15 protein-coding genes are annotated in these 17,050 nt (G+C 59.7%); 6 read left to right on the top strand and 9 right to left on the bottom strand.

The window, feature by feature from the left end; all coding sequences use genetic code 11:
* The first annotated feature begins 53 nt into the window (after positions 1-53).
* Positions 54-2,177 carry an alpha-galactosidase gene (locus SOM40_RS23040; RefSeq protein WP_320529761.1) on the top strand — a complete coding sequence of 708 codons (2,124 nt, stop codon included), beginning with the start codon at positions 54-56 and terminating at the stop codon, positions 2,175-2,177.
* Between the two features lie 44 nt (positions 2,178-2,221).
* Positions 2,222-3,496 carry an MFS transporter gene (locus tag SOM40_RS23035; RefSeq protein WP_320529760.1) on the top strand — a complete coding sequence of 425 codons (1,275 nt, stop codon included), beginning with the start codon at positions 2,222-2,224 and terminating at the stop codon, positions 3,494-3,496.
* Here the strand turns inward: SOM40_RS23035 and rhaM are convergent.
* The 9 genes from rhaM to rhaB form a co-directional block, all read right to left on the bottom strand.
* A complete protein-coding gene (rhaM, locus tag SOM40_RS23030; RefSeq protein ID WP_117386836.1) occupies positions 3,484-3,798 on the bottom strand; it encodes an L-rhamnose mutarotase in 315 nt (104 codons plus the stop codon). The genes SOM40_RS23035 and rhaM overlap by 13 nt on opposite strands.
* On the bottom strand, positions 3,795-4,943 hold the full coding sequence (fucO, locus tag SOM40_RS23025) for a lactaldehyde reductase (protein WP_320529759.1): 1,149 nt from the start codon (positions 4,941-4,943) through the stop codon (positions 3,795-3,797). The genes rhaM and fucO overlap by 4 nt, the downstream gene beginning before the upstream one ends.
* A gap of 131 nt (positions 4,944-5,074) precedes the next feature.
* The gene (locus SOM40_RS23020) at positions 5,075-6,079 is read right to left on the bottom strand and encodes an ABC transporter permease (RefSeq protein ID WP_320529758.1); all 1,005 of its coding nucleotides are present in this window, start codon (positions 6,077-6,079) and stop codon (positions 5,075-5,077) included.
* On the bottom strand, positions 6,076-7,080 hold the full coding sequence (locus SOM40_RS23015) for an ABC transporter permease (protein WP_320529757.1): 1,005 nt from the start codon (positions 7,078-7,080) through the stop codon (positions 6,076-6,078). The genes SOM40_RS23020 and SOM40_RS23015 overlap by 4 nt, the downstream gene beginning before the upstream one ends.
* Positions 7,080-8,582: a sugar ABC transporter ATP-binding protein gene (locus tag SOM40_RS23010; RefSeq protein WP_320529756.1), complete on the bottom strand. Its 1,503-nt coding sequence runs from the start codon at positions 8,580-8,582 to the stop codon at positions 7,080-7,082. Before SOM40_RS23010 ends, SOM40_RS23015 begins: the two co-directional genes overlap by 1 nt.
* 112 nt (positions 8,583-8,694) lie before the next feature.
* Complete coding sequence (gene rhaS, locus SOM40_RS23005) at positions 8,695-9,681, bottom strand: rhamnose ABC transporter substrate-binding protein (protein ID WP_106995762.1); 987 nt, start codon at positions 9,679-9,681, stop codon at positions 8,695-8,697.
* Between the two features lie 84 nt (positions 9,682-9,765).
* The gene (rhaD, locus tag SOM40_RS23000) at positions 9,766-10,596 is read right to left on the bottom strand and encodes a rhamnulose-1-phosphate aldolase (RefSeq protein ID WP_320529755.1); all 831 of its coding nucleotides are present in this window, start codon (positions 10,594-10,596) and stop codon (positions 9,766-9,768) included.
* Positions 10,597-10,691: 95 nt separating this feature from the next.
* A complete protein-coding gene (rhaA, locus tag SOM40_RS22995; RefSeq protein WP_261645393.1) occupies positions 10,692-11,951 on the bottom strand; it encodes an L-rhamnose isomerase in 1,260 nt (419 codons plus the stop codon).
* Positions 11,948-13,417 carry a rhamnulokinase gene (rhaB, locus tag SOM40_RS22990; protein WP_320529754.1) on the bottom strand — a complete coding sequence of 490 codons (1,470 nt, stop codon included), beginning with the start codon at positions 13,415-13,417 and terminating at the stop codon, positions 11,948-11,950. Before rhaB ends, rhaA begins: the two co-directional genes overlap by 4 nt.
* Positions 13,418-13,717: 300 nt before the next feature.
* Between rhaB and rhaS (SOM40_RS22985) the strand changes: the two genes are divergently transcribed.
* The 4 genes from rhaS (SOM40_RS22985) to yiiM all read left to right on the top strand — a co-directional run bounded on the left by rhaS (SOM40_RS22985) (position 13,718) and on the right by yiiM (position 17,032).
* Positions 13,718-14,554: an HTH-type transcriptional activator RhaS gene (rhaS, locus tag SOM40_RS22985; RefSeq protein WP_106995766.1), complete on the top strand. Its 837-nt coding sequence runs from the start codon at positions 13,718-13,720 to the stop codon at positions 14,552-14,554.
* A gap of 73 nt (positions 14,555-14,627) precedes the next feature.
* Positions 14,628-15,476 carry an HTH-type transcriptional activator RhaR gene (rhaR, locus tag SOM40_RS22980; protein ID WP_320529753.1) on the top strand — a complete coding sequence of 283 codons (849 nt, stop codon included), beginning with the start codon at positions 14,628-14,630 and terminating at the stop codon, positions 15,474-15,476.
* Between the two features lie 185 nt (positions 15,477-15,661).
* Positions 15,662-16,282, top strand: coding sequence for a superoxide dismutase [Mn] (gene sodA / locus SOM40_RS22975; RefSeq protein WP_106995768.1), 621 nt, complete (start codon positions 15,662-15,664; stop codon positions 16,280-16,282).
* Positions 16,283-16,357: 75 nt separating this feature from the next.
* Positions 16,358-17,032, top strand: coding sequence for a 6-hydroxyaminopurine reductase (gene yiiM, locus SOM40_RS22970; protein WP_106995769.1), 675 nt, complete (start codon positions 16,358-16,360; stop codon positions 17,030-17,032).
* The last annotated feature ends 18 nt before the right edge of the window (positions 17,033-17,050 follow it).

Raw genomic sequence — 17,050 nt, 5'->3', positions numbered from 1 at the left:
TCCGAAACGTTTCGGATCAACACTCAGGATATCCCGATGACAGGAGATGTCCGATGCAAGAGGCAGTTTTACGACTCGCGAGCGAAACGGTGGATGTGATAATCAAAACCCACCCGTTCGCCGAAATTCTTTACTGGGGGCCGCACCTTCGCCACTTTTCGCCGCAGGATGCGGCTACGTTATCCCGCCCAATCGCCAACGGCAGACTGGACGTTGACTCCCCGATCACGCTGATGGCTGAACTTGCCCACGGGCTGTTCGGCGCCCCGGGCATTGAAGGTCACAGACAGGGGCTGGATGGCTCGCCGCGGTTTCGTACCGTCGCGGTAGCGCAGCAGGGACAATCCCTGACCCTCACCGCCGAAGATGATACCGCCGGCCTGCGTTTGACCAGCGAGATCGCCCTAGATGACAGCGGCGTGCTGGCGATTCGCCACGGCCTGACTAACCTTAAAAGCCAGCCGTGGCAGGTTGATCGCCTGGCCGTCACCCTGCCGCTGGCGGAACGTGCCCGCGAGGTGATGGCGTTTCATGGCCGCTGGATCCGCGAATTCCAGCCGCATCGCCTGCTGCTGGAGCACGACAGTTTTGTGATCGAAAACCGCCGCGGCCGCAGCTCCCACGAGCATTTCCCGGCCCTGATCGGCGGCACGCCGGGCTTTAGCGAAATGCACGGCGACGTCTGGGGCGTGCACCTGGGCTGGAGCGGCAACCATCGCCTGCGCGCGGAGGTCAAAACCGATGGCCGTCGTTACCTGCAGGCCGAAGCGCTCTATTTGCCGGGTGAGATGGCGGTCGCGGAGGGGGAAACCCTGTGGACGCCACGCCTCTACGCCAGCTACTCCAGCCAGGGGCTGAACGGCATGAGTCAGCAGTTCCACCGCTATCTGCGCAGCAACATCATCCGTTTCCCGGAGAACAAGCCGCGCCCGGTGCATCTCAATACCTGGGAGGGGATCTACTTTAACCACGACCCTGAGTACATCATGCGGATGGCAGACGAAGCGGCTTCGCTGGGGGTGGAGCGCTTTATCATCGACGATGGCTGGTTTAAAGGGCGCAACGATGATCATGCGGCGCTGGGGGACTGGTATCTCGACGAGCAGAAATACCCCAACGGCTTAACGCCGGTGATCAACCACGTTAAAAGTCTCGGGATGGAGTTTGGTATCTGGGTCGAGCCGGAGATGATCAACCCCGACTCCGATCTGTATCGTGCCCACCCGGACTGGGTGCTGGCTCTGCCAGGTTATGAGCAGGCCACCGGTCGCCACCAGTGGGTGCTGAACCTCAACATTCCTGCCGCCTTCAACTACCTGCTGGAGCGCATAAGCTGGCTGCTGGGCGAGCACGCGGTGGACTACGTGAAGTGGGACATGAACCGCGAGCTGGTGCAGCCGGGCCATAACGGCAAAGCCGCTGCCGACGCCCAGACCCGCCAGTTCTACCGTCTGCTGGACACCCTGGGCGAGCGCTTCCCGCACGTGGAGTTTGAATCCTGCTCCTCCGGCGGCGGGCGTATCGACTATGAAGTCCTGACCCGCTGCCATCGCTTCTGGGCGTCGGATAACAACGACGCGCTGGAACGTAATACTATCCAGCGTGGCATGAGCTACTTCTTCCCGCCGGAGGTGATGGGCGCGCATATCGGTCATCATAAATGCCATGCCACTTTCCGTCAGCACAGCATTGCCTTCCGGGGCCTGACGGCGCTGTTCGGCCATATGGGACTGGAGCTGGATCCCCTCGCCGTGGATGAGCAGGAGCGCGAAGGCTACCGGCACTATGCGGCCCTGCATAAGCAGTGGCGGGAGGTGATCCACCACGGCACCCAGTGGCGGGTGGATATGCCCGACAGCACCACGCTGGCGCAGGGGATAGTGAGTCAGGATCAGCGCCAGGGGCTGTTTATTGTCAGCCAGTTGGCGATGCCGGATTACACCCTGATGATGCCGCTGCGCATGCCGGGCCTCGAAGCCAGCGCGCAGTACCGCATCACCCTGCTCGATCACCCCAATATCCGCCTGACTGGCGAAGGGGGACACACCATGCGCAAGCTGCCGGCGTGGATGGAGTCCCCGCAAACGGTGAGTGGCGAATGGCTGATGCAGGCGGGGCTGGCTCTGCCGGTGCTGGATCCGGAAACCGCCATCCTGATTGGCGTTGAACGCGTATAAGGGCAATGGGCCGGGCGACCGGCCCTGAGTTGAGGATAAAAATAATGAACACGACTGCCTGTACCCACAAAGACAACCCTAACTTCTGGATCTTCGGGTCGTTCTTCTTTCTCTACTTCTTCATCATGGCCACCTGCTTCCCGTTTCTGCCGATCTGGCTGTCGGATATCATCGGCCTGAATAAAACCCATACCGGGATCGTCTTCTCCTGCATCTCGCTGTTTGCCATCTCGTTCCAGCCGGTGCTGGGGATAGTGTCGGACAAACTGGGGCTGAAAAAACACCTGCTGTGGATCATCGCGGTGCTGCTGTTTTTGTTCGCGCCCTTTTTTCTCTTCGTCTTCGCTCCGCTGCTGAAAACCAATATCTGGCTTGGGGCGCTGAGCGGTGGGATCTATATCGGCTTCGTCTTCTCGGCAGGGTCGGGCGCGATTGAGGCCTACATCGAACGCGTGAGCCGCAACAGTTTCTTTGAGTACGGCAAGGCGCGTATGTTTGGCTGTCTGGGCTGGGGGCTATGCGCCTCGACGGGTGGGGTGCTGTTCAGTATCGATCCCTCATATGTATTCTGGATGGGGTCCGGGGCGGCGCTGATACTGATGTTGCTGCTGGTGGTCGCCAAACCGAAGCCCAACCAGACCGCGCAGGTGATGAACGCCCTCGGCGCTAACCAGCCGCAGATCACTGCCCGAACCGTCTTTAACCTGTTCCGCCAGCGCAAAATGTGGATGTTCATTTTGTACGTGATTGGCGTGGCCTGCGTGTATGACGTCTTCGATCAGCAGTTCGCCACCTTCTTTAAAACCTTTTTCGCCACGCCGGAGGAGGGGACGCGGGCGTTTGGCTTTGCGACCACCGCCGGGGAGATCTGCAACGCCATCATCATGTTCTGCTCCCCGTGGATCATTAACCGCATCGGCGCAAAAAATACGCTGCTGATTGCCGGGGTGATAATGGCGACGCGCATTATTGGTTCGTCATTTGCGACCACCGCCGTGGAAGTGGTGGCCCTGAAGATGCTGCACGCCCTGGAAGTGCCGTTCCTGCTGGTGGGCGCCTTCAAGTACATTACCGGCGTGTTCGATACCCGACTGTCGGCCACCATCTACCTGATTGGCTTCAACTTTGCCAAACAGCTGGCGGCGATTTTCCTCTCCGCCTTTGCCGGGAATATGTATGACCGGATCGGCTTCCAGGAGACCTACCTGATGCTGGGCTGTTTTGTGCTGGCGGTGACGGTGTTGTCGGCGTTTACGTTGAGCAATAAGCGGGATATCGCTGCCGCGAGCGCGGCAGCGTTGACCCATCAGGCCAGGTAAAACACCTCTTGCAGCCCGGTACTCACCGGGCTGTTGTCCGGGTTAGAGGGCATCACTTCCCCCATATATTTCCACCAGCGCTGGCAGACATCGGTGTTTGCCACCGCGTTCCAGCGCTCTTCCGACTCGATCTCTACCGTGGCAAACAGCAGGTTACGGCTCTTATCCAGATAGATGGCGTAGTGGTGCGCGCCGTGGTCTTTCAGGACCGCTTCCAGCTCGGGCCAGATCGGGTTGTGGCGACGTTCGTACTCTTCGTGTGCGTCAGGGTTCACCTGCATCACAAAGGCTTTGCGGATCATAATGCCTCCAGATAGAGCTCGCGCACCTCGTCGCGGCTGGCAACGCGCGGGTTGCAGGGTGCACAGGGGTCGGCGAGGGCTTTATCGAGCCAGCCTTCGATGTCGGCTTTGGTCACGCCCAGCGTGCTGAAGCCGGACGGAATGCCGACGCGGGTGCTCAGGTCACGAATCGCCTGAATGGCCGACATGCTGGCCGCTTCGTCGCTCATCTCGCGGGTATCGACGCCCATCGCCTGCGCCACGCGGGCAAAGCGCGCCACGGCGTTCGGACGGTTAAAGTTTTCGATGATCGGCAGCAGGATGGCGTTACACACGCCGTGCGGCAGGTTGTGCGTGGCTCCCGGCTGGTGGGCCAGGGCGTGCACCAGCCCGAGTCCGGCGCTGTTGAAGGCCATCCCGGCCAGATACTGGCCGAAGGCCATCTGCTCGCGTGCCTCCAGGTTATGCCCGTTATCCACCGCTTCCGGCAGCCAGCGGGCGATCAGGCGAATGGCCTCCAGCGCGTTGGCGTCAGTCAATGGGTGAGCACCCACGGAGACATACGCTTCGATGGCGTGGGTGAGGGCGTCCATCCCAGTGGCGGCCGTAACAGACGCCGGAATATCAAGCATCACGCTGGCGTCATCCACGGCGATATCCGGGATGATGTTCGGGTCGATGATCACCTCTTTGACCTGACGCGCGGAGTCGATGATCACCGCATTGCTGGTCATCTCTGCCGCCGTGCCGGCGGTGGTGTTGATCGCCACCAGCGGTACCCCGGCGTTGATCACCTTGCCGACGCCGGAGTAGGCGGTGGACGGGCCCGGATTGGCGGTGAGAATTTTAATCGCTTTCGCGGTGTCGATCGGGCTGCCGCCGCCGAAGGCAATAATGTAATCGCACTTTGCGGCCAGGTAAGCGGCAAAACCTTCCTGCACCAGCTCCTCCGTCGGATTCGGGAAGACCGCGTCGAACAGCTGATATGACATCTGCTGTTCGTCGAGGGCGGTAAACAGACTGTCGAGCAGGCCCATTTTTACCAGCTGACCATCGGTGACGATCAACGCCTTGCCCCACTGTTTGGTTGCCACCAGCTTAACCATATCGCCGATTGCGCCTGCGCCGTGCAGGCTGATTTTCGGCAGCGCCAACATAAAGCTCATGATAATTCTCCTTAATGGTGATTTTGCAAATCTGCGCCCCTCACCCTAACCCTCTCCCCGGAGGGGCGAGGGGACTGCTCCGTGCGGCCTTTCTCCCTCTCCCCTTTGGGGAGAGGGCAGGGGTGAGGGGATTAAATCCGTCTTCGCTGCATAATCCGGCGGGTGACGATCGGCAGGGAGATCACCAAAATCAGCATCGCGCCGATGATCACCGACATCACGATGCCCGGCACGTTGAGCAGGCTCAGGCCGAAGGTGACCAGCCCCATCAGGAAGGCGGCGATAATCACGCCTACCATGCTGCCGGAACCGCCGAGAATATTGACCCCACCGAGTACCGCCATGGTCACCACCGCCAGCTCCCAGCCCATCGCAATGGTCGGACGGGTACTGCCCAGACGCGAGGTGAGCAGCACCGAGGCCAGTCCGGCCATCAGCCCCACCAGGGCAAAGAGGAGCAGGTTGTGACGCTTGACGTTGATGCCGGAATACCAGGCCCCGGTCGGGTTATTGCCGATGGCATAGGTGCGACGCCCGAAGTTGGTCTTGTGCAGCACGAAGGCAAACACGACCGCCAGCACGATAAACAGCGCGAACTCAAACGACAGCGCGCCCCAGACATACCCCTGACCAAACCACGCGAAGCTCTCCGGGTACGCATTCAGCGCCTGGTCGCCCAGCAGAATGTAGGTGATCCCGCGATAGAGGCTCATGGTGCCGATGGTGATCACAATCGACGACAGGTTAAAGCGGGTTACCAGCAGGCCGTTGAACAGCCCGCACAACAGCCCCACCCCTAAGCCCACGCAGACAAGCCATGGCGTATCCAGCCCGGCCGCCGCACAAAAGCCCATCACCGTGGAACTCAGGGCGATGGTGGAGGCCACCGACAGGTCAATTTCCCGGGCGATAATCAGCATCGCCATCGGCAGGACGATGATCGCCTTTTCGGTGAAGTTGAACGTGGCGTCGGACAGGTTCCAGATATCAAGGAAGTATGGCGAGGCCAGGGCGTTACCCACAAAGACCGCCAGGGTGACCGCCAGCAGAAAACCTTCCCAGCACAGCAGGCGCTGGAAAATGCCTGCCGGGGCGGGGGTGTTTTTAATCTCTTCAGACGTCATTACTTTACTCATGATCTTACCGCCTGTTTCTGACGAGCCAGCGCCGCATCGCGCAGGATCAGCCGTCCTTTGCGTTTGTTGCCGCGCTCATTGAGCAGCACCGCAATCACGATCACCGTTCCGGAGATCGCCATCTGCCAGAAAGGCGATACGCCAATCACCGGCAGGGCATTGTTGATCACCCCGAGGAACAGCGCTCCGCACAGGCAACCGAGCACCCGGCCAGTACCGCCCATGGTGCTGATGCCGCCAATGACGCAGGCCGCCACCACCTGAAGCTCAAAGCCGTTCGCCACGTCGACATAGGCCACCGCAAAGCGCGAGATCCACAGATAGCCGCAGAACCCGGCCAGCGCTCCGGAGAGGCAGAAGCTGACGAACTGCATCTTCCCGGCGTTGATCCCGGTGTAGTACGCCGCCGTCGCGTTGCCGCCCGCAGTGTAGAGCGCGCGTCCGGTGCGGCTGTAGCGCAGGAAATAGCCCACCAGCAGCAGGGCGGCAATGGCGCACCAGCTCAGCACTGGTAGGCCCAGCACCGACGCACGCGGCAGGCCGAGGAAGTCAGCCCCCATCTGGTTGGAGTTGACCCAGCCGCCGCCGGAGAGCAGGAAGATAATCCCGCGGTAGATGCTCATGGTGCCGAGCGTCACCACAATCGCCGGAATGCCCATCTTCCACACCAGCAGGCCGTTGATGACGCCCATTACCAGGCCCAGCACGGTGGCGAGGATCAGCAGCGCCCAGACCGGTACCTCGGGGTAGTTAAAGTTAATCAGGGCGACAATCATCCCGGTCAGCGCCAGGTTGGCCGCCATCGACAGGTCTATGCCCTTGGTGAGCAGCACCATCATCTGCCCGAGGGCGAGAATGATCAGAATCGAGGTGTCGTTAAACATCTCCACCAGGTTGCCCGGGGCGATAAACGACGGGACGCGAGCGCCGATAGCGATAATCATCAGGACGATCACCGCCGCCAGCAGCGCCTCGCGGTGTTTAAGCAGCTGTTGCACCATTATGCGGCCTCCTGTCTGGCACCGCTGGCGGCGCTGACGATGGTTTCTGCCGTCGCGCCCCCCGCCTGATATTCCGCCACCATCAGCCCTTCATGCATCACGATAATGCGGTCGGCCATGCCCATCACTTCCGGCAGTTCGGAGGAGACCATAATCACCGCCAGGCCCTGACTGACCAGCTCGGACATAAACTGATGCACCGCCGCTTTGGAACCGATATCGATCCCTTTGGTCGGTTCATCGAGGATGATGACGTCCGGGTGGGTCGCCAGCCATTTGCCGATCACCACCTTCTGCTGGTTGCCGCCGGAGAGGGTTTCCACCGCCTGCTTCCAGCTAAAGGCTTTCACCTGCAGGCGTCTGGCGTATTCATCCGCCAGCTGCCACTCGCGATCGTCATGCAGCACCCCGTTGGGGTTGAGCTTGCTGAGCTGCGGCAGGCTGATGTTCTGCGCAATCGACAGCTCGATAATCGCCCCCTGCTTCTGGCGCTCTTCCGGCACGCAGACAATCCCGGCCCGGATGGCGTCCGCCGGCTGGCGGAAATGCTGTTCTTTACCGTTCAGCACGATGCTGCCGGAGGAGGGACGCGAGACGCCGGAGAGCGCCTGCATCAGCTCGGTGCGCCCGGCCCCCACCAGCCCGTAAAAGCCGAGGATCTCGCCTTTGCGCAGGGTGAAGGAGATGTTAGCGAACTCGGTGGGGTGGCAGAGATTTTTCACCTCCAGCACGGTGTCGCCTTTTTCGCACGCCACTTTCGGGAAGGTCTGGGTAATGGCGCGGCCCACCATCATCGCCACCATCCGCTCTTCGGTGATGTCGTTGATGGCCCCGGCACCGACAAACACGCCATCGCGCAGGATGGTGTAGTGATCCGCCAGCTCAAAAATCTCGTCGAACTTGTGTGAGATAAACAGGATCGCTTTCCCCTCCAGCTTCAGGCGTTCAACGATCTGATAGAACTCAAGAATTTCATGCTGCGACAAGGCGGCGGTGGGTTCATCGAGGATCACCACCTGGGCGTCAAACGACAGCGCCCGGGCAATCGCCACCATATGGCGCTGGGCGATGCTCAGGGTTTTCAGCGTCGCGCGCGGGTCAATCTGCACCTCGAGACGGGTAAGGATCGCCTGCGCCCGGCGGTGCATCTCCGGCCAGTCGAGCTTCTTGAAAATGCCTTTATAGAGGTACTGACCGACAAAAATATTTTCGGTGACTGACAGCTCGTCGAACAGGACGGTCTCCTGGTGGATGGCGGTAATGCCCACCTTGTGCGCCGAATCCGGGGTCGGCAGGTTGATGGGAATGGCTTTGTAGAGGATCTCGCCCTCGTCGGGCTGGTAGATGCCGGTCATCACTTTGACCAGCGTTGATTTGCCCGCGCCGTTTTCACCGATCAGGGCGGTGACTTTGCCGGGCCAGAGTTCGAGCTGCACGTTCTCAAGGGCGCGCACACCGGGGAAAACCTTGGTGATGCCTTTAAGCTGAAGCAATGGGGTCATGATAGTTCTCCAGAAATTCCCCCTCACCCCAACCCCTCTCCCCATAGGGGCGAGGGGCTCGATCGGTTCCCTCTCCCCTTTGGGGAGAGGGTTAGGGTGAGGGGTGAAGTTGTTAGAAAATCTTCGAGAACTTATCAATATTGCTGGCATCGTAAACAAACGGCTCAGCCATCGCGCCGCTGCCGTCGGCATCCAGCTTCACTTTGCCCAGTTTGCCCATGCTGGCTTCGTCTTTGGTCGCCGTGCCTTTTACCAGGTCATCCGCTAAGTAGGTTGCGGCATACCCGAGGTCGATCGGGTTCCAGATGGCGAAGCTTTTGCTGGCACCGGATTTCACCGCGCCGGCCATCTCAGAAGGCAGGCCCAGGCCGGTAACATAGACTTTGCCGATCTTGCCCTGATCTTTCACCGCCTGCGCTGCGGCCACGATGCCGACCGACGACGGAGAGACGATCACCTTCAGATCCGGGTAGGTTTTCAGCAGGCCGACCGCTTCGCGGTAGCTCTTATCCGACAGATCGTCGCCATAGGCCACGGTCACCAGGTTGACGGACGGGTACTGCGGCAGCACCTTTTTCATCTCGGCAATCCAGGTGTTCTGGTTGGTGGAGGTTGGGGTGGCGCTCAGCACCGCCACATCGCCTTTCTCCACGTTCAGCGCTTTCAGCGCTTCGGCCGCCAGCTTGACGTTGGTCTCGCCAATCAGCGCGTTATTGGAAGGGTTGAGGTGGATCTGGCGTCCGGCTTTCGCCACACCGGAGTCCCATGACACCACTTTGATCCCGCGCTGCATCGCTTTTTTCAGCACTGGCACCACGGCATCAGGATCGTTGGCGGAGATGGCGATCGCATCCACCCCCTGGGCGATCAACCCGTTCAGCACTTCGATCTGCGCTTCGGCCGTGGTGGTGGTCGGTCCGGTATAGATCACTTTAACATCACCTAACTCTTTGGCTGCCTCCTGGGCACCCACGTTTGCCGCTTCGAAGAAGCCATTACCTAAGGATTTCGCCACCAGGGCGATTTTTACTTCCGCTAAAGCAGAACCGGACAACGCCAGGGCGGCAACGGTGAGGATCAAGCTTGTCTTTATTTTCATTGCTTTTACTCCACTTAATGAGGTGATTTTTGTAGGGTTTGCAGGTGTAGTTCGCCCCGTCTCGGTGAGCGGGGCGCGATGTTCTTATTTGTACAGATCTAACGCCGACTGCATAGGGGTGACGCCAAAGCGTTTGCCCAGCGCAATCAGCTCTTCCCGGGTGATGGTCTGCTTCATGCCACCCATCGAATAAACCTTTACCAGCACTTCAGCAGACTTCTCGGCGGTGTCGATCAGACCAAAGGTCTCATCCAGCGTCGGGCCGCTGCCGAACACACCGTGGAATGGCCACAGCACCAGCGAATGTTTTTGCATCTCAATGGCGGTGGCTTCGCCGATCTCATCGGTACCCGGCACCATCCACGGCAGAATGCCTACACCATCCGGGAACACCACCAGACACTCGGTGCTGCCTTCCCACAGCTGACGGGTGATAACGTCCGTGTTGTTCTCCAGCACGAAGGTCAGGGCGATCAGGTTGGTGGCATGGCAGTGCATGATCACGCGATCTTTCCCACTGGTGGCCTTGATTCGCTCGCAGTGGGAGAGGAAGTGGGCCGGCAGCTCAGAGGTTGGCACCGCGTCGTCAGTCAGCCCCCAAAGAATGTGGTAGCCCGCGCCGTCGCTGTCCACTTTTACCACCCCTAAGTTGGCGGTGGGATCGAGCTGCACGTTGCGGAAGAACTTGCCTGAACCGGTGACGATAAACGGCGTGTTGGCGAGCAGCGGCATCGGCTGGCTCAGGGCGATATAGCGCGGCTTCTGATGGAAGTCGGCGGCAAAGGGTTCAATATCCGCGTCGTCCAGGCGCAGCGTCAGGTTGCCGCCGTTGCGCTCGTCCCAGCCTTTCAGCCAGGCGTCGGAGGTGGCTTTGATCATGCCCTGGACGAACCAGGATTGAGTGATGGTCTGCATTCTGTGTTTCCTTTGAAAATGCCGGGTGGCGCTGCGCTGACCCGGCCTACTTTTACCCGTAGGCCCGGCAAGCGAAGCGCCGCCGGGCAATGTCTTTACTTGCGATTAACTAATACGTCCTGCTCATAAGCCCGCACGGTATCCAGCCACTGGCTGCCCGCCGGAGCGTCGTTGCGCTGGCAGTACATCTCCCATACCGCCTGCCACGGCAGGGATTTTTGCTCTTCGAGCAGCGCCAGACGCGCGGTGTAATCCCCTGCGGCTTCCAGCGCGCGCAGCTCGGCGGTGGGCTCCAGCAGGGCGCGCAGCAGGGCTTTTTTCATGTTGCGGGTGCCGATAACCCAGGCCGCGATGCGGTTGATGGAGGCGTCGAAGAAGTCGAGGCCGATGTGCACCCGGTCAAACAGGTCATGGCGAATAATCTCGCTGGCGATGGCCTGGGTTTCGTCATCCAGCAGCACCACGTGGTCGCTGTCCCAGCGTACCGGGCGGCTGACGTGCAGCAGCAGATGCGGTACATACAGCATCGCGGCGGAGATTTTGTCGGAGATCACTTCGGTGGGATGGAAGTGGCCCGCGTCCAGGCACAGGGCGGTCTGACGGCTGGTGGCGTAACCCATGTAGAACTCACTGGAGCCTACGGTGTAGCTTTCGGCGCCAATGCCGAACAGCTTGCTCTCCACGGCGTCGATGTGGTGCGCCGGGTTCAGCTTCTCGCTGATCGCCTCATCCAGCGCCGCCAGCAGACGCTGACGCGGGGCGAGGCGGTCAACGGTAATGTCTTTCATCCCGTCCGGGATCCAGATGTTCATTACCGACGGGGTGCCCAGCTGTTCGCCAAACCAGGCCGACACGCGACGGCTGGCCTTGACGTGGTCGATCCAGAACTGACGGATCTCGTCGTCGGCGTGGGCGAGGGTAAAGCCGTCGGCGCTCAGCGGATGCGAGAAGCAGGAGGGGTTGAAATCCAGCCCCAGCTTGTTGGTTTTTGCCCACTCGACCCAGTTCTTAAAATGTTCCGGCTTGATGGCATTGCGCTCCACCGGCTCGTCGGATTCCAGATAGATAGCATGCAGGTTCAGGCGCTTTGGCCCCGGGATCAGGCTCAGGGCCAGCTCCAGATCCGCCCGCAGTTCGGCGGCATTACGCGCCTTACCCGGATAGTTACCGGTGGCCTGGATCCCGCCGGTCAGCGCGCCACCCGGGTTCTCAAAACCGGCGACGTCATCGCCCTGCCAGCAGTGCATAGAGACGGGCAGACGGTCGAGCTGACGCAGAGCCTCCTCGACATCCACGCCCACGGCGGCGAAACGCTGTTTAGCCAGTTCCCAGGCTTGTTCAAGTTGAGTGGTCATGCGCAAAGCTCCTTTGTCGGTCGTTGTTGCTGAAACTGCGTGCGGTAGCGGGCAATCTCATGATCGGGATGAGGGGTAAAGGTGGTCAGGCCGTAGTTGCCGGTCACCACCTGACGGAATTGATCCACGTTGGTCAGCTCGTCGAGGGTCATCAGCTGAATGCCGATATTGCCGAGTGTCGACGCCTCAACCGGCCCGGCTAACACCGTGATACCGCAGGCGTTAGCGCAGAGCTGGTTCAGCAGTTGGTTCTGGCACCCGCCGCCGACAATGTGCAGCTGGCTGAAGGGCTTACCGCGCAGGGTCGCCAGCTCGTGCAGCACCTCGGCATACAGAAGGGCGAGGCTGTCAAAGATGCAGCGCGCCAGCTCGGCGGCGCTCTCCGGCACCGGCTGGGCGCTGTCGCGGCAGGCGGCCTGGATCTCGGCGCTCATATTGGCCGGATTGATAAAGCGGTCGTCATTCGGGTTGATCAGGAAAGTGCAGGCCGTCAGCTTTTCGGTTTCTGCGATAAGCTCCGGCAGGTTAGAGATGTTCTGCTCTTTCAGCACCCGCTGCAGCAGCCACAGGCCCATGATGTTTTTCAGCACCCGGTAGCGGCCCTCGGCCCCGCCTTCGTTGGTGATATTCGCTGCCAGCGCGTTATCGCTGGTGTAAGGCGTTTTGCTCTCAAAGCCCATCAGCGACCAGGTGCCGGAGGAGAGATACGCCGCATCCTTCGAGGCCAGCGGGGCGGCAATCACCGCGCTGGCGGTGTCGTGGCTGGCGACAGCCACCACCGGGATCGCGTTATCCTGCGGGCAGATCCAGTGACCAATCACGTTGCCCGGATGGGTTGGGGTGCCAAACCAGTCGCGCGGCGCGCCGGTCCAGTTGAGCAGGTTCTCGTCCCAGGAGTCAGAATTGATGTTCACCAGCTGGGTGGTGGTGGCGTTGGTATATTCCCAGTTCATCTGGCCGGTGAGACGGTAGCTGAAGTAGTCCGGGATCAGCAGGGCATGCGCAACGTTCGCCACCAGTTCCGGCTGCTGTTCCACCAGGGCGCGCAGCTGATACAGAGTATTAAACGGCAGGAACTGGATGCCGCTCCGGCCATAGATCTCCGCTTTCCCGAGCTGTGCTAACGCATGCGCCATCACCCCGTCGGTGCGGCTATCGCGATAGGAGACTGGGAGGCCCACGCGCTCGCCGTTGCTGTCCAGCAGCACGTAATCCACGCCCCAGGTGTCAATCCCGATGCTGTCGATGTGAATGCCTTCTTCGCACACCTTATTCAGCCCGGTGCGGATCTCCGCTTCCAGGGTGTCGATATCCCAGCAGTCAAACCCGTCCTGCTTTTGCAGGCAGTTCACGAAACGGTGGATTTCGCGCAGGGAGAGGGTGCGCTGCTCGCGGTGGTAGCTCGCCAGCATTACGCGGCCGCTGGATGCGCCTAAATCGACAGCCACACAATGGCGAAAAGTCATGGTCCGGTCCTTCCTGAAGTCATTGCCGGACAGTGTAAAAAAGGGAAGCGTCAGTGACCTTCTTGCCACTGACAGCGCATTTCAGGCGCTGGCAAGAAAGCAAAGATGAACGTGAGGGAGTTCACATTTCCCGCCAATAGCCGGGATTTCGGGGGATGTGACGGTGGGCGCATTTCCGGATCTTTCCCGCCGTTTCTTGAAAAAGCGACAGGCTTTGCGCCATTTGCTGTCGAAAATTTAAGGTGAGCCGGGAAACCCTAAATTACTATTTTGAGAACATTTATCATCTGGTGAACCGTTATGACCGTACTGCACAGCGTGGATTTTTTCCCTTCAGGCCACTCGCCTGTGGCGATTGAGCCGCGGCTGCCCCAGGCTGCCTTTCCGGAACATCATCATGATTTCCATGAGATTGTGATCGTAGAGCACGGCACGGGCATCCATGTCTTCAACGGACAGCCCTACACCATCAGCGGCGGCACGGTGTGCTTTGTCCGCGATCATGATCGGCATATGTATGAACATACCGACAACCTGTGCCTGACCAACGTGCTCTATCGCTCCCCGGAAGCGTTCCAGTTTTTGTCGGGACTGAACCAGCTGTTGCCTCAGGAGCAGGACGGTCACTACCCGTCGCACTGGCGGGTGAATCAGTCCACGCTGCAGCAGGTGCGCCAGCTGGTCAGCCAGATGGAGCAGTCCGAAGAGGGACAGACCACCCACGCCCTCGCCAGCCGCGAGATCCTGTTTATGCAACTGCTGGTGCTGCTGCGACGGGGTAGCCTGGTGGAAGGGGCGGCGGATAACGATGCCCGGCTCAATCAGCTGATGGCCTGGCTGGAAGATCACTTTGCGGAGGATGTCTGCTGGGAGACGCTGGCGGATAACTTTTCGCTCTCGCTACGCACCCTGCATCGCCAGCTGAAGCAGCACACCGGGCAGACGCCGCAGCGTTACCTGAACCGGCTGCGGCTGATCAAAGCGCGCCATCTGCTGCGCCATACCGACGATAGCGTCACGGATATCGCCTATCGCTGCGGTTTCGGCGACAGTAACCACTTTTCGACCCTGTTTCGCCGGGAGTTTTCCTGGTCCCCGCGCGACATTCGCCAGGGCCGGGATGCCTCGCTTCAGTAACGCGAGGAAAATCACCGTTTTATTGCCGCAAACCGGGTAATAATGGCAGGTTGTTCCCGGGTGAGGTTGTGATGTGGCAGGACAGTTGATTCTTCGCAGAGCCGATTTTTTTGCATCCGCCGCCCAGGCCGTCGCGGTGGCGGACCGCTATCCGCAAAATGTCTTTGCTGAGCACACCCACGACTTCTGCGAGCTGGTGCTGGTGTGGCGCGGCAATGGCCTGCATATCCTTAACGATCGCCCGTACCGCATCACCCGCGGCGACCTGTTTTATATCCGCGCGGAAGACAAACACTCCTACGCCTCGGTTAACGATCTGGTGCTGCAGAACATCATCTACTGCCCCGACCGGCTGAAGCTCAACGTGGACTGGGCGGCGAACATTCCCGGTTTTCTCAGGGCCGGCGGCACTCCGCACTGGCGGCTGGGCAGCAACGGCATGGCGCAGGTGCGCCCGGTGATCGCCCAGCTGGAGCAGGAGAGCCTGAAGAACGATGCCCACGCGTTCGACATGGCCGAGCTGCTGTTTGCCCAGCTGACGATCATGCTCAAACGCTACCGTTATGCCCCGGATAACCCGGCGGCCAGCGAACCGGAAGCGCTGCTGGATAAGCTGATCACCGCTCTGGCCGGTAGCCTGAACCGCAGCTTTGTGCTGGAGAAGTTTTGCGAGCAGGAGCAGTGCAGCGAGCGAGCCCTGCGCCAGCAGTTCCGTACCCAGACCGGGATGACGGTAAACCACTACCTGCGCCAGCTGCGCATCTGCCACGCGCAGTATCTGCTGCAGCACACCGAACTGATGGTCAGCGAAGTCGCCATGCAGTGCGGCTTTGAGGACAGTAACTATTTCTCGGTGGTGTTTAACCGCGAAGTGGGGATGACCCCGGTTCAGTGGCGCCACCGCAGCCATAACGCGGCGTAATAGAATATCTGCTTACCCCTGAGTGCCACCACACGCCCCGCCAGATCAGTGACATAACTAAAAGTTATAACCTTATTAAAACTACGGCATTGATAAACATTTTCAATATCATTTAATTAACTATAATGAACCAACTGCTTACGCGGCATTAACACGTTTGCCGCCCGACAATAATGGAGATGATTATGAGCTATACCCTGCCATCCCTGCCGTACGCTTACGACGCCCTTGAGCCGCATTTCGACAAGCAGACGATGGAGATCCATCACACCAAACACCACCAGACTTACGTTAACAACGCCAACGCGGCGCTGGAAAGCCTGCCAGAATTTGCCAGCCTGCCTGCTGAAGAGCTGATCACCAAACTGGATCAACTGCCGGCTGACAAGAAAACCGTACTGCGTAACAACGCGGGCGGCCACGCTAACCACAGCTTCTTCTGGAAAGGCCTGAAAACCGGTACCACCCTGCAGGGTGACCTGAAATCCGCTATCGAGCGCGACTTCGGCTCCGTTGACAACTTCAAAGCGGAGTTTGAAAAAGCCGCTGCGACCCGTTTCGGCTCTGGCTGGGCATGGCTGGTCCTGAAAGGCGACAAACTGGCTGTGGTTTCAACTGCAAACCAGGATTCCCCGCTGATGGGTGAAGCAATCTCTGGCGCATCCGGTTTCCCAATCGTGGGCCTGGACGTGTGGGAACACGCTTACTACCTGAAATTCCAGAACCGTCGCCCGGACTACATCAAAGCCTTCTGGGACGTGGTGAACTGGGACGAAGCAGCAGCACGTTTCGCCGCTAAAAAATAAGGTGCAAAGCCGTCTGTGAGAAGCGAGTCTGATGACTCGCTTTTTTTATACCCACAATCTGCGTAAGGAGCCGCGATGGACTATCCAGCTAACGTATTTATTGGAAAAATAAAGGATTATGACGGCAGTCGCCCGAGCGCGATTGCTAAAGTGCAGGTTGACGGCGAACTCACCCTCACCGAAAAGGGGCTGGTGGGCGATCAGCAGGCGGAGAAGAAAATCCACGGCGGGCCGGATCGCGCGCTGTGCCACTATCCACGCGAGCATTATGCGTACTGGGCAAGCGAATACCCTGACCAGGCCGGGCTTTTTGTCGCCCCGGCGTTTGGCGAAAACCTCTCTACTGAGGGGCTAACCGAGAAGAACGTCTTTATCGGGGATATCTTTCGCTGGGGTGACGCCCTGATCCAGGTGACCCAGCCGCGCTCCCCGTGCTTCAAACTCAATTTCCACTTCGGGATCACCGATATCGCCACGCAAATGCAAAATGCCGGGATAACCGGCTGGTTATATCGGGTGATTGTCGCGGGTAAAGTTTCGGCGGATGCGCCGCTGACGCTGGTTTCCCGCCTGAGCGATGTCTCGGTGCATGACGCCTGCGCTATCGCCTGGCATATGCCTTTTGATGACGATCAGTATCACCGCCTGCTGTCGGCGGCGGGGTTATCGATCAGCTGGACCCGAACTATGCAGAAGCGGCGACTTAGCCACAAGATCGAAGACAATGCGCGGAGATTGTGGGGAAGATAATCTATCCTCTCCCCGTTG

It is taken from the genome of Leclercia sp. CFBP8987, assembly GCF_034044995.2.
Lineage (GTDB): Bacteria > Pseudomonadota > Gammaproteobacteria > Enterobacterales > Enterobacteriaceae > Enterobacter > Enterobacter tamurae.
Note: the sequence above shows the minus strand (reverse complement) of the source record. Positions and strands in the feature narration are given on the sequence as shown.

Excerpts from the sequence above, each read along its gene's own strand:
- SOM40_RS23040 (WP_320529761.1), top strand. The coding sequence starts at position 54 with ATGCAAGAGGCAGTTTTACGACTCGCGAGCGAAACGGTGGATGTGATA.
- SOM40_RS23035 (WP_320529760.1), top strand. The coding sequence starts at position 2,222 with ATGAACACGACTGCCTGTACCCACAAAGACAACCCTAACTTCTGGATC.
- rhaM (WP_117386836.1), bottom strand. The coding sequence starts at position 3,798 with ATGATCCGCAAAGCCTTTGTGATGCAGGTGAACCCTGACGCACACGAA.
- fucO (WP_320529759.1), bottom strand. The coding sequence starts at position 4,943 with ATGAGCTTTATGTTGGCGCTGCCGAAAATCAGCCTGCACGGCGCAGGC.
- SOM40_RS23020 (WP_320529758.1), bottom strand. The coding sequence starts at position 6,079 with ATGAGTAAAGTAATGACGTCTGAAGAGATTAAAAACACCCCCGCCCCG.
- SOM40_RS23015 (WP_320529757.1), bottom strand. The coding sequence starts at position 7,080 with ATGGTGCAACAGCTGCTTAAACACCGCGAGGCGCTGCTGGCGGCGGTG.
- SOM40_RS23010 (WP_320529756.1), bottom strand. The coding sequence starts at position 8,582 with ATGACCCCATTGCTTCAGCTTAAAGGCATCACCAAGGTTTTCCCCGGT.
- rhaS (WP_106995762.1), bottom strand. The coding sequence starts at position 9,681 with ATGAAAATAAAGACAAGCTTGATCCTCACCGTTGCCGCCCTGGCGTTG.
- rhaD (WP_320529755.1), bottom strand. The coding sequence starts at position 10,596 with ATGCAGACCATCACTCAATCCTGGTTCGTCCAGGGCATGATCAAAGCC.
- rhaA (WP_261645393.1), bottom strand. The coding sequence starts at position 11,951 with ATGACCACTCAACTTGAACAAGCCTGGGAACTGGCTAAACAGCGTTTC.
- rhaB (WP_320529754.1), bottom strand. The coding sequence starts at position 13,417 with ATGACTTTTCGCCATTGTGTGGCTGTCGATTTAGGCGCATCCAGCGGC.
- rhaS (WP_106995766.1), top strand. The coding sequence starts at position 13,718 with ATGACCGTACTGCACAGCGTGGATTTTTTCCCTTCAGGCCACTCGCCT.
- sodA (WP_106995768.1), top strand. The coding sequence starts at position 15,662 with ATGAGCTATACCCTGCCATCCCTGCCGTACGCTTACGACGCCCTTGAG.
- yiiM (WP_106995769.1), top strand. The coding sequence starts at position 16,358 with ATGGACTATCCAGCTAACGTATTTATTGGAAAAATAAAGGATTATGAC.